The sequence below is a fragment of the Microbacterium sp. PRC9 genome, assembly GCF_031844125.1.
Lineage (GTDB): Bacteria > Actinomycetota > Actinomycetes > Actinomycetales > Microbacteriaceae > Microbacterium.
The window spans coordinates 266,867-279,367 of record NZ_JAUZUR010000004.1; the positions used below are offsets into that span (position 1 = coordinate 266,867).

Annotated in this window: 9 protein-coding genes; 3 read left to right on the plus strand and 6 right to left on the minus strand. The window is 70.5% G+C overall.

Annotated features, from left to right (window positions below):
- Nucleotides 1-42: 42 nt before the first annotated feature.
- From ffh to Q9R33_RS10560, 3 genes are all read right to left on the minus strand, one after another.
- Nucleotides 43-1,608 (minus strand): signal recognition particle protein, encoded by a 1,566-nt coding sequence (gene ffh, locus Q9R33_RS10550; protein ID WP_311293696.1) that lies wholly within the window; start codon nucleotides 1,606-1,608, stop codon nucleotides 43-45.
- A 70-nt stretch (nucleotides 1,609-1,678) separates the two neighbouring features.
- Nucleotides 1,679-3,748, minus strand: a complete 2,070-nt coding sequence (locus tag Q9R33_RS10555; protein WP_311293697.1) for an elongation factor G — start codon at nucleotides 3,746-3,748, stop codon at nucleotides 1,679-1,681.
- 98 nt (nucleotides 3,749-3,846) lie between these two features.
- Nucleotides 3,847-4,842: a TetR family transcriptional regulator gene (locus Q9R33_RS10560; RefSeq protein WP_311293698.1), complete on the minus strand. Its 996-nt coding sequence runs from the start codon at nucleotides 4,840-4,842 to the stop codon at nucleotides 3,847-3,849.
- A 128-nt stretch (nucleotides 4,843-4,970) separates the two neighbouring features.
- Here Q9R33_RS10560 and lipB point away from each other — a divergent pair, with 128 nt between their 5' ends.
- Complete coding sequence (gene lipB, locus Q9R33_RS10565; RefSeq protein WP_056367557.1) at nucleotides 4,971-5,609, plus strand: lipoyl(octanoyl) transferase LipB; 639 nt, start codon at nucleotides 4,971-4,973, stop codon at nucleotides 5,607-5,609.
- Nucleotides 5,606-6,637 carry a lipoyl synthase gene (gene lipA / locus Q9R33_RS10570; RefSeq protein ID WP_311293699.1) on the plus strand — a complete coding sequence of 344 codons (1,032 nt, stop codon included), beginning with the start codon at nucleotides 5,606-5,608 and terminating at the stop codon, nucleotides 6,635-6,637. The genes lipB and lipA overlap by 4 nt, the downstream gene beginning before the upstream one ends.
- Before the next feature lie 13 nt (nucleotides 6,638-6,650).
- Here lipA and Q9R33_RS10575 read toward each other — a convergent pair whose 3' ends face one another.
- From Q9R33_RS10575 to smc, 3 genes are all read right to left on the minus strand, one after another.
- Entirely contained in the window at nucleotides 6,651-7,151 is a 501-nt protein-coding gene (locus Q9R33_RS10575; protein ID WP_056367562.1) for a DUF2004 domain-containing protein, read from the minus strand.
- Between the two features lie 81 nt (nucleotides 7,152-7,232).
- On the minus strand, nucleotides 7,233-8,105 hold the full coding sequence (gene ftsY, locus Q9R33_RS10580) for a signal recognition particle-docking protein FtsY (protein WP_311293700.1): 873 nt from the start codon (nucleotides 8,103-8,105) through the stop codon (nucleotides 7,233-7,235).
- Nucleotides 8,106-8,126: 21 nt separating this feature from the next.
- Nucleotides 8,127-11,675, minus strand: a complete 3,549-nt coding sequence (smc, locus tag Q9R33_RS10585) for a chromosome segregation protein SMC (RefSeq protein WP_311293701.1) — start codon at nucleotides 11,673-11,675, stop codon at nucleotides 8,127-8,129.
- A 490-nt stretch (nucleotides 11,676-12,165) separates the two neighbouring features.
- Here smc and Q9R33_RS10590 point away from each other — a divergent pair, with 490 nt between their 5' ends.
- Entirely contained in the window at nucleotides 12,166-12,420 is a 255-nt protein-coding gene (locus Q9R33_RS10590; protein ID WP_311293702.1) for a hypothetical protein, read from the plus strand.
- Nucleotides 12,421-12,501: the final 81 nt, after the last annotated feature.

Sequence of the window (12,501 nt, forward strand, 5' to 3'; positions counted from 1 at the left end):
GGCCTGCGGATGCTGCGGCCTGCAGCATCCGATTCCTCCCTGTCAGCCGCGGCCGAGCATCTTCTGCAGCTCGGCGAGGTCGGCTTCGGTCGGCGCGCCCTTCGCGCCGCCGCCGCCGAGCCCGAAGCCGGAACCGGTCGGCCCCTCCGCGGCCTGAGCCGCGATGCCGGCGTTCTCGGCGGCGCGCTTGGCCGGATTGCCCGACCGCGAGCCCTTCGCCTTCTGCTGCTTGCCGCGCTTCGACGACGCACCCGGACGCCCGGCGCCGGGGATCGGGCCCATGCCGGGGATGTTCGGCACACCGCCGCGGGCGACGGTCTTCATCATCTTCGCGGCCTGGTCGAACCGCTGCACGAGCTGGTTCACGTCGGTCACGGTCATGCCCGAACCGCGGGCGATGCGCAGGCGGCGCGAGCCGTTGAGAAGCTTCGTGTTGCGACGCTCGGCGGGGGTCATCGAGCGGATGATCGCCTCGGTGCGATCGATCTCGCGCTCGTCGAAGTTGTCGAGCTGATCCTTCATCGAGCCCATGCCCGGGAGCATCCCGAGCATCTTCTTCATCGAGCCCATTTTGCGCATCTGCTGCATCTGCGCGAGGAAGTCCTCGAGGGTGAAGGTCTCGGTCGCGAGCTTCTCGGCGACCTTGAGCGCCTCTTCTTCATCGAACGCCTGCTGCGCCTGCTCGATGAGGGTGAGGATGTCACCGAGGTCGAGGATGCGCGACGCCATGCGGTCGGGGTGGAACGCCTCGAGGTCGTCGAGACCCTCACCCGTCGACGCGAAGATGATCGGGCGGCCGGTCACCGAGGCCACCGACAGCGCGGCACCGCCGCGTGCGTCGCCGTCGAGCTTCGAGAGCACGACTCCGGTGAAGTCGACGCCGTCCTGGAACGCCTTCGCCGTGTTGACGGCGTCCTGACCGATCATCGCGTCGATGACGAAGAGGACCTCGTCGGGATCGGTGGCCTTGCGGATGTCCGCGGCCTGCTTCATCAGCTCGGCGTCGACACCGAGACGGCCGGCGGTGTCGATGATGACGACGTCGTGCTGCTGTCGACGGGCGACCTCGACGCCGTCCTTGGCGACCTTGACCGGGTCTCCCACCCCGTTGCCCGGCTCGGGCGCGTAGATCGCGGCGCCGGCGCGCTGGGCGACCACCTGCAGCTGGTTGACGGCGTTGGGCCGCTGGAGGTCGGCGGCGATGAGGAGCGGCGTGTGGCCGTCCTTCTCGAGCATCTTCGCCAGCTTGCCCGCGAAGGTCGTCTTTCCGGAGCCCTGGAGGCCCGCGAGCATGATGACGGTCGGCGGGTTCTTGGCGAACTGCAGGCGGCGCTGCTCGCCGCCGAGGATGGCGACGAGCTCCTCGTTGACGATCTGCACGACCTGCTGGGCCGGGTTCAGCGCCCGGTTGACCTCGTCGCCGAGCGCACGCTCGCGCACCTTGGCGGTGAACTCCTTGACGACGGGCAGGGCCACGTCGGCGTCGAGCAGGGCGCGCCGGATCTCGCGGACCGTGCCGTCGACGTCCGCGGGCGTGAGCTTGCCCTTGGTGCGGAGGTTGCGGAAGGTCTCGGTGAGCCGGTCGGAAAGGGTGCCGAAAGTCGCCATGATCCCCCGATTCTACGGGAGCGCGCCACGTGCTTCGCCGTGCGGTCTCGCCGTGCCTTTCACGCCCCCTTCACGTGCGGGCACCCTCCGGTGCCCTCTCATAGCCGGAAGGGGTGAGCGTCAGTTCCGCCTGACCACCGGTGAGCGCGCGCAGGTCGAGCACGTACCGCGCGAGCTCCGCGTCCGGGACGGTCGCGACGACGCGGGTGCGGCCGTCTGCGTCGGTCTCCGACTGGACCACGCGACCCCGTCGTCCCGACAGGTCCGTCAACACATGTCCCTGTCCGGCAGCCGGCACGACGACGACCACCGTCGAGACGGGTTCGAGCAGCACGGCCCCCGCTTGCGCGAGAGCCGCTTTCACCCCGATGGCCGCGGCGGTGCGGAAGGCCATCTCCGACGAGTCGACCGAGTGCGACTTGCCGTCGTAGAGCTCGACGCGAACGTCGACGACCGGATGCCCGAGCGTGCCTCCGGCGGCGAGGGCGTCGCGGGCGCCCTTCTCTACGGCCGGGATGTACGAGCGGGGCACGGCACCGCCGACGACGGAGTCGACGAACTCGAAACCTCCCCCGGGAGCGAGCGGCGAGACCCGCAGCATGACGACGGCGAACTGCCCGTGCCCGCCCGACTGCTTCTTGAGCTTGCCCTCGGCCGCCGCGCCGTGCGCGATCGTCTCCCGGTAGGCGACCGGCGCCGGGCCGGTCGTCACATGCACCCCGAGCACGCGCGCGAGCCGCGCGACGGCGACCGCCACATGCGTGTCGCCGAGTCCGCGCAGGATCGTGTCCGGCCCGACGCGATCCACGACGAGCGTCGGGTCCTCGGCGAGAAGGCGGCCGAGCGCCGTCGTGAGCTTCGTGTCGTCCGACTGCGACACCGGCTGCAGGCTCATCGCGAACACCGGCGGCCGGTGGGGCAGCCGCGCAGGACGGGCGTTCGTCTGCGGCCGGCTCCAGAGCAGCGAGCCCGAGGGCGTGCCGGCGAGCTTGGCGACGGCCCCGATCTCGCCGGCCTGCAGCGCGTCGACCGGCAGATGGTCCGCTCCACGAAGCCGGAACAGCGCGGGCATCCGCTCGTCCACGCCTGTCGTGGCGTTGCGCAGGCGATCACCGGGTCGCAGGACTCCCGAGAGGACTTTGAGCATCGCGATCTGCCCCACGAACGGGTCTGCCACGGTGCGGAACACGTGGACCAGCTTTTCGCCTGAAGGCTCGGGCGCGACGCTGTGCGCGCTGCCTCCCCCGCCGTCCTCGTCCACGCCGAGCACGATGCTGCTGTCGCGGTGCGCGACGGCGGGGGCGAGCTCGCCCAGGAGATCGAGCACGCGGTCGACGCCTGTCCCGCTCATGGCAGAACACACGACGACGGGCACGCCGTCTCCGGCGGCGACGGTGCGGGCGAGCGTGCGCCCGAGTTCTGCAGCCGCCGGCTCGCGTCCATCGAGGTACGCCTCGAGCTGGTCGTCATCCCGCGACACGATCTCCTCGGTGATCGCCTGATGAAGGCGGTGCTCCTCCTCAGCGAGGTCGGCGGGCACCGGTTCTTCGTGCGGTCCGCCGTCCGCGTCGTAGAGCACAGCCTGCTCGGAGAGGACGTCCGCGATGCCCTGGAAGGACTGCGCCTCCCCGACAGGCAGCTCCAACGCCCAGATGCGGTCACCGAACTCCTCACGGAGCTGATCGAGGACTCCGCGGAAAGACGCCCGCGCACGGTCCTCCTGGGTCACGACGACGACCCGGGCGACGCCGGCGGTCTCCGCTGCGGACCACGACGCCCGGGCGCCGGCCGTCACGCCGTCGATGGCGCTCACGACGAGCACCGCCGCATCGGCGACCGCGAGCGCGGCGTCCACGGCGCCCGCGAAGTCCGGGTGCCCGGGTGTGTCCAGGAGCGTGATGCCGCAGTCTGCGTCGCCGACACGCCACGACAGCCACGCCGGTGTCAGCCCGAGCGTCGTATGACGCGCGACCTCCTCGGGTTCGTGATCGCACACGGTCGTACCCTGCTCGATCGCCCCCCGCCGCGAGATCGCTCCCGAGCGGTGCAGCAGCGCCTCCGCCAGCATCGTCTTGCCCGAACCCGTCGCGCCGATGAGGGCGACGGAGCAGTGCATGGAGAGTTCGGATGCCGATTCCACGGTGACCTCCCACGACGATGTGCGCTGGGCACCATCGTGCCCCGTCTCCGAGCCGGCTGCCAGAGGACCCGGCGCAAGGCGTTCGCGCTCGGGGAAGGTCACTCCGCGGGCCCGAGCTCCTGGAAGAGCGTGAGCTGCAGGCCGGCCGGGCCGCGCAGGCGCGCGTTGACCGAGCGCCAGGGCGTCTCGCGTGCGGAGGCCTCGATCTCGGCGCCCGCGTCGGACAGCCGTGCCGCAGTGCTCGCCGTGTCTGCGACCTCCAGGGCCAGACGGATCCGATCGCTCGGAGCATCACCGTCGGTCTCGACACGGTCGATGAAGTCGACCTGGGCGGGATTGGCGATCTCAAGCGTTGCGCGACCAGCCGCGAGGATGGCGACCCGCGCGCCGCCCTCCGCCTCGTATGCCTCGGCCTGAGGCATCCCGACCACGTCGCGATAGAACGCCAGGGTCTGCTCGAAGGCTGCCGCCTGCACCACCACACGAAGCTGCGCGACGTCGCCGACCGGAGCCGCGGACGAGACCGGCGCCGCGACGTCGGCCGCGAGGGAGAGGAAGCGGGCGAGCGAGGTGCGTCCGGCGCCGTCGTGCGCCCACGCTTCGACGGCGGCGAGGACCGCACCGCCCCAGGCCGCTCCGGCGACCTCGGCGCGGACGCGGTCCGCGCCGCCCGCCAGAACACGAGCGGAGACCGCTCGCGCCACACGCGCTCGCCGCAGCGCGGCATCACGCTCGTATTCCGCCTCCAGGCCCATCGCAGTGGCGTTCACGATCCCGAGGGCGAGGCTGTCGGGCGCGAAGGACTCGGCGAGGCCCAGCGTCGCGGCGCGAACGGCGGCGGAGGCATCCGTCCCATCCACTTCTTCGAGGCGCCGCTCGAAGACGGTGAGCCTTTCGTCGAGACCCGCCCAGAGAACGTCGGACTTCGAGGAGAAGTAGTTGAAGAAGCTGGATCGGCTGACCCCGGCACGACGGGCGATGTCGACGATCGACGTCTGCTCGTACCCCTGCTCGAGGAAGAGCTCGCACGCGGCCTCGGCGATGGTCTCGCGCGACGACGCCTTCGGGCGTCCCGCGCGCGGCTCGGTGGACATGAAGCCCACCCTATTGCCGCCGTAGGCGCGCGTGCCCGGCGGTGCCCGGGAACGACAGCATCGTTCGTCGCCGATGTATTGTTGGACGCGATCCATCAATCGCCACGAGCGAAGAGCGAAGGAGCACGATGCTCGACATCCAGACTGTCGGCCTCTCCCCCGACTACGTGCCGTACCTCGACGGGTGGGCGCTGCAGCGCAGCCTCCACGCCGACATCGTCGCGGGGACCCGGCCCGACACCCTCCTGCTGCTCGAGCACGAGCCGGTCTACACCGCGGGGGCGCGCACAGCGCGCCACGAGCGGCCGACCGACGGCACGCCGGTCGTCGACGTCGACCGCGGCGGCAAGATCACGTGGCACGGGCCCGGTCAGCTGGTCGGCTACCCGATCGTCCGCCTCGCCGAGCCGGTGGACGTGGTCGCGCATGTGCGCCGACTCGAGCAGCTGCTCATCGACGCCCTGCACGAGTTCGACGTGGACGGCTACCGTGTCGAGGGGCGCAGCGGCGTGTGGGTGCGCCGCCCGCTCGGCGAGGACAAGGTCGCGGCCATCGGCGTGCGCGTACAGCGCGGCGTCACGATGCACGGCTTCGCGCTGAACTGCGACAACTCCCTGGCAGGCTTCCGCGGAATCATCCCCTGCGGGATCACGGATGCCGGGGTCACGACCGTCAGCGAGATCGTCGGCGCCGACATCTCCCCGAGCGACGTGATCGACACCGTGTCACGGGTCTTCGCCGACGACTTCGCGGGGGTGCCGGCATGAGCGCCTGCGGCACGCCGGGTGCGGCTTCCGCCCCCTCCTCCGCTCCCGACGGACGGAAGCTGCTGCGACTCGAGGTCCGCAACGCGCAGACGCCGATCGAGCGCAAGCCGGAGTGGATAAAGACGCGGGCGAAGATGGGGCCGGAATACCAGGCGCTGCATTCGCTCGTGAAGACCGAGGAGCTGCACACCGTCTGCCAGGAGGCCGGCTGCCCGAACATCTACGAGTGCTGGGAGGACCGGGAGGCGACCTTCCTCATCGGCGGCTCGCAGTGCACCCGCCGGTGCGACTTCTGCCAGATCGACACCGGCAAGCCCGCCGACTACGACACCGACGAGCCCCGCCGCGTCGCCGAGAGCGTCGTGCGCATGAACCTGCGCTACGCCACGGTCACCGGCGTCGCCCGCGACGACCTGCCCGATGGCGGCGCGTGGCTGCACGCCGAGACGGTGCGCGCGATCCACGCGGCGAACCCGAACACGGGCGTCGAGATCCTCGCGACCGATTTCAACGGCGACCCGGCGCTGCTCGGCGAGGTGTTCGACAGCCGCCCCGAGGTCTTCGCGCACAATGTCGAGACAGTGCCCCGCATCTTCAAGCGCATCCGCCCGGCGTTCCGGTACGAGCGCTCCCTCGACGTCCTCACCCAGGCCCGGGATGCCGGCCTCATCACGAAGTCGAACCTGATCCTCGGCATGGGCGAGGAACCGGCGGAGGTCGTGCAGGCTCTCGAGGACCTGCACGCGGCGGGCACCGACATCATCACGATCACGCAGTACCTGCGGCCGTCGCCGCGTCACCTGCCGGTGTCCCGCTGGGTCAAGCCGCAGGAGTTCGTCGAGTTCAAAGAGGAGGCCGAGCGCATCGGATTCCTCGGCGTCCTCGCCGGACCGCTCGTGCGCTCGTCGTACCGCGCGGGGCGCCTCTGGGCGCAGTCGATGATCTCCAAGGGCCGCGAGATCCCGTCCCACCTCGCACACATCGCGGAGGACGTGCACGTCGACCGCGGGTTCGCCCAGGCGGTCTGAGGGCGAGCGGACGCTAGTCGGCGCTCGTCACCGACAGCACGCCGCCGTCGGAGTCGAGGTTGACGAGCAGGACATCGTCGGTGGCGTCGGGGTCGAGCGCGTACTCGAGAACGGCGAACGGGTCGGAGCCGCCGTGCTCGTCGGCGAGGATCGTCATGCTCATCAGCTGCAGCGAGCGGATCACGTCGATGTGCACGTCGCCCGAGATGTCGACGAGTGCGTCCTCGAGGGCGTCCCCGAGCGCCTCCTGCTGCTGCAGGATGTACTCGGTCACCTCGCTGGTGCGGTCGCTCAGCTCGTTGACCATCGCGTTGCGGGCGCTGCGGTCGATGTCCTCGATCGCAGAGATGAGCGCGGCGGCGACGTCGAGGGCTGCCTCCGAGACGTCGTCCTGGTCGGGAGCCGTCAGATCCACCGTGACGGACTGGTCTCCCAGTTCGACGTTCTCCGACCAGAAGATCGATCCGTCAGGCCCCGATTCGAGGAGTCCGAAGTAGTCGTGCTCGATCGCCATGACCCCATGAAACCGCAACGAGCGCGTCCGCGATAGCCCGAACACGGCATGGCGCGGATTCGGTCGGATCCGCGCGGCTATTCAGTCGACGAGGGATGCCGCGAACACGTGCGGAGTGAAGCCGGTGAGGTCTCCGATGCCCTCGCCCTGGCCCAGCAGCTTGACCGGGATCCCGGTGCGCTCCTGCACGGCGAGCACGAAGCCGCCCTTCGCGGAACCGTCGAGCTTCGTGAGGACGAGGCCGGTGACTCCGGCGTGCTCGAGGAACGCCTGCGCCTGCATCACACCGTTCTGTCCGGTCGTCGCATCGAGCACGAGGAGCACCTCGCTGATGGGCGCCTGCTTCTCGATGACGCGCCGGATCTTGCTGAGCTCGTCCATGAGCCCGCCCTTGGTGTGGAGGCGTCCCGCGGTGTCGACGAGCACGATCTCGGTACCGGTGCTCTTCGCGTACTCGATCGTCTGGAAGGCGACGGATGCCGGATCCTGGCCCTCCTGCTGCGGCCGGACGATCGTCGCGCCGCCGCGCTCCGCCCACGTCGCGAGCTGGTCCACGGCCGCCGCACGGAACGTGTCGGCCGCCCCCACGACCACCGAGCGGCCGTAGCGCTGGAGGAACTTCGCGAACTTGCCGATCGTCGTCGTCTTGCCGACGCCGTTGACCCCGACGACCAGCACGACGGCCGGGCGTTCGGTCAGACGCAGCGTCGTGTCGAACTTCGAGAAGTGCTCCTCGAGCGTCTCCTTCAGCATCCGCTGCAGGTCCCTCGGGTCGGTGGTGCGGTAGCGCTCCACCTTCTCGCGCAGTTCGTCCACGATGCGCTCGGTGATGTCGGGTCCGAAGTCCGCGGTGAGCAGTGCGGTCTCGAGGTCGTCCCACGTCGTCTCGTCGATGGTCGGCTTGACGAACATTCCGCGCAGCGCGCGTCCGAGCGACCAGGAGCTCTCTGCCATGCCTCTAAGCCTAGGGTCCGATCAGGAGGCGACGCGCTCGGCGATGCGCTGGCCGACCACGGCCGAGACGCCGTCCTGGCGCATCGAGACGCCGTAGAGCGCGTCGGCGATCTCCATCGTGCGCTTCTGATGCGTGATGACGATCAGCTGGCTCGAGGCGCGAAGCTGCTCGAAGACCCCGAGGAGGCGTCCGAGATTCGCGTCGTCGAGGGCGGCCTCGACCTCGTCGAGGATGTAGAACGGGCTCGGGCGGGCCTTGAAGATCGCGGTCAAGAGCGCCACCGCCGCAAGCGACCGCTCGCCGCCCGACAGCAGCGAGAGCCGCTCGATCTTCTTGCCGACAGGCCGCACGGCCACCTCGATCCCCGTGGTGAGGGGCGAGTCCGGATCCGTGAGCGCGATCGAGCCCGTGCCACCGGGGAAGAGGATCGGGAACACCTCTCCGAACGCCGCCTTCGTGTCTTCGAACGCCGCGAGGAAGATCGTCTGCATGCGCTCGTCGAGTTCTTCGATGATCGTGAGCAGGTCCTTGCGCGTCTGGGTGAGATCGGCGAGCTGCTCCGTCATGAACTTGTGACGCTGCTCGAGCGCTTCGAACTCCTCGAGCGCGAGCGGGTTCACCCGGCCGAGCTGCGCCAGCTTGCGCTCGGCCTCCTGCAGGCGTCGGCGCTGCTGCGGGCGATCGTAAGGAATGGATGCTGCGCCCTCAGGAGCGTCCTCTTCTCGAGTCGATCGGGCGACCGGATCGACGGGAACAGGCTGATCCGGACCATATTCCGAAACAAGAATATCCTCGCCCAGTCCGAGCTCCGACTGCACCCGCTCGAGAAGGCCGGTGACGTGGAGACGCTTCTCGTGGATCTGCAGCTCAAGGCTGTGAACACTCTCCGTCAGGCCGGCGAGCCGTTCCCGCACCCCACTCTCCTGTGTGCGCAGCGCGGCGAGCTCCGAAGTCACCGCCGTACGCTCGGACTCCGCGGCGGCGAGCTCGGCGCGGGCCTGCGCGAGGGAACGGTCGACCGAGTCGATCACGGCGGGCAGCTGGCCTGCGACACCGGCGGCGATCTCGCGCTGCGCGCGACGAACCACAGCGCGACGCGCTGCCTCGGCCGCCGCATCGCGCTCCCGCTCACGCTGGCGTTCGAGCGCGACGACGCGCGCTTCGCCCGCCCGGATGCGTTCCCGAAGCGTCTCGACGTCGAGACGAGACCGCATCTCGCCGTCGCGAGCCTCTTCGAGCGCCGCGAGCATGCCCTCGCGCGCGGAGGCGTCGAGGATCGGACGTGGGGCTTCGAGCGCCGCGGTGAGCTGGTCGTCTGCGGACCGCGCCGACCCCTCGGCTTCCTCGACCGCGGCGGCCGCCTGGGCGAGTCCTGCGGCGAGTCGCTCGCACTCGGCGACGGCGGCCTCATGGCGCACCGTCGCCCGGTTGACCTGCTCGGCGTGGGCGGCGAGGGCGGCGTCGTGATCGCGGAGGGTCGCGAGCGTGGTCTTGGTACGCAGTCGCGCCGACTCGAGCTCGTTCGTCGCGTCGGTCAGCGCGGCACGCAGCGAGTCCGCCACGACGGCGATCTCGTCGCGGCGGTCGGCGGCAGCATCCCGTTCCGCCGCGAGCTCCAGTCGCGATCGCGAGGCGCCCGCGCCCGCGCGCAGCGAGTACTCGGTGTACACCTCGCCGCGGCGGGTGACGAGGGTGATCGGGCCGCCCAGCTCGGCATCGGCCAGCTCGGGCGCGGCGTCGCGGGCGGTCTCGAGATCGTCGGCGACCACGACGTACGACAGCAGGCCGAGCACGCCCTCAGGAGCGGTCACGACCTCTCGGGCCGGCACCACCCCGCGCACACTCGGGAACTGCGGACGCATCATGCCCGCGGTGGCGATCACGATATCGACGACGCCCGCTTCGGCAGCCCGTGCGGCGTCCGCCACGGCGAACGCGCTGTCGCGGTCCTCGACCAGCACACCTTCGGCGATCGGCCCCAGCACCGCCGCGATCGCGGCCTCGAACCCCGGCTTGACCTGCACGGCGTCGCCGACCAGTCCGCGTACGCCCTCGCGCCCCTCGGCGATCAGCGATGAGGCGCCGTTCTTCACATCGAGGGCTCGGCTCAGCGCCGCCGTCTGCGCGGTGAGGGCCTCGCGCTCGCGTTCCGCGGCATGAAGGCGCTCACGGAGCGAGGAGACGGCGACCTCGGACTCCGAGGCGTCGCGCTGTGCCCTGTCGTACGCCGCGGCGTGATCGGCCGAGGACTCCTCAGGGACGAGGTCGGGGTCGACGCCGGCGAGGATCGCCTCGGCCTCCGCGCGCCGCGCGAGCGCGGCATCCAGCGCCTTCTGCTGGCGTTCGACGGCCGCGCGCACCGCAGCGAGAGCGGATGCCGCGGCCTCCGCCGTGCCGCGCAGCGCGGTGATGCGCATGTCGTGCTCCGAGACCAGCGCACTCTGGGCGGCGATGTCGACGTCGAGCGCGTCCAGCTCGGCACGCGCGCGCATCACGCCGCGCGCAGCCTCGGCGGCGGCATCCTGCGCGGCACCGAGTCCGTCGGCCACGTCGTCGATCTCGGCACGCGCCTCGTCGATCATCGCCTGCGAGACCGTCGTGAGCTCGATGCGGTCCTCGTCCTCAGCGTCGCCGAGGAGTGCGAGACGCTGGCCCGCGAGGGCATACAGCCCGCGCAGGCGCTCCTGTACCCGCTCGAGCCCGAACGCCACGCGGCGCGCACGGTCCACGCTCTCGGATCGCTGATCACCCTCGAGCTGCTCGATGCGCACGCGCGCGTTGTCGAGCCGTTCCTGCAGCACCATGCGCTCGGCATGCCGCTCGTGCTCGCTGTGCGCATGCGAGGCGAGCTCGACGCGGAGTCCCACGATCTCGTCGGCGAAGAGGCGCGCCTTCGCGTCACGCACGACCGCGGCGATCGTGGCCGCTTCGCGGGCGATCTCAGCCTGACGGCCGAGCGGCTTCAGCTGCCGGCGCAGCTCGCCCGCGAGGTCGCTGAGTCTGGTGAGATTCGCCTCCATCGCATCGAGCTTTCGCAGGGTCTTCTCCTTGCGACGGCGGTGCTTGAGGATGCCGGCCGCCTCCTCGATGAAGCCCCGGCGATCTTCGGGCGTCGCCTGAAGAACGCTGTCGAGGCGGCCCTGTCCGACGATCACATGCATCTCCCGGCCCAGGCCGGAGTCGCTCAGCAGCTCCTGCACATCGAGCAGGCGGCAGGACTCGCCGTTGATCGCGTAGTCGCTGGAGCCGTTGCGGAACAGCGTGCGGCTGATCGTGACCTCGGAGTACTCGATCGGAAGGGCGCCGTCGCTGTTGTCGATGGTGAGCTGCACCTCGGCGCGACCCAGCGGCCCGCGCGTTGCGGTGCCGGCGAAGATGACGTCCTCCATCTTCCCGCCGCGGAGGGTCTTCGCGCCCTGCTCCCCCATCACCCACGCGAGCGCGTCGACGACGTTGGACTTGCCGGAGCCGTTGGGACCGACGATGCAGGTCACGCCGGGTTCGAGGGCGAAAGTCGTCGGCTGGGCGAACGACTTGAACCCTTTGAGCGTCACGCTCTTCAGGTGCATGGATACGCCTTCCACCCCGGTCGTTTACCCGCCTACGCTACCGGAGCGCGGCTCTCCCGCCGGGATGACCGGCCGAGCGCCACCGGATGCCGCGACACGCCATGAGATCACCGAATCTGCGAGAAAGCTTGACGCCGGTATCCCGCACCCGCTATCGTCACTGTCTGCGTCTGAAGTCGAGAAAGGAGGTCCCCCGATGATGCTGATGACTCCCACCGGAATCGCCGCCCGCGATGGCGGAGCGATTCGTGCCGTCGCGTCGGGGACCGTCTCCTTCGGCGCTGTGCTGAGCGGCCGCTTCCCCGCCGCCATCTGATCCCCGCAGGGGACGAGTCTGCCCGTTTTCGGGCGACGACCGTCTGCTGCGCCGCACCCGCTTCGCGGTGCTGAGCGCTCTCCCCCTGCGTCCATGTCCCGTCGTGCTGCGGCACGGCATCCCCCGCCTCCGGCGCCTGCCGAGGCATCCCTTCCACAACCGGAAAGAACACTGATGAATACTCTCCTTGCGCCGCAGCGCCCCTCGGGGCTTCCCGATACGCTGCGGCTTCCGAGCCGCGACACCCGCACCTCGCTCCTGGACCGCCTCGCCCTCCACCTGGGTCTGCGGCTGCTGCCGTGGAGCACCCGCACCCCGCGGCTCGCGGACGACCGCCGCCGGCACGCTCAGACGTACCGGCACCAGGAGGCCACTGCAGAGCGCGAACGCGCCTACCTCCGCGAGGCCAGCCTCGCACCCCGGCCGTGACGGCCACCGGGTCCGCCGCCCGCACGCGGGCGGCGGACTCCACCCCTCGACCACACGTATCGACACCGCAAGGACGCACTG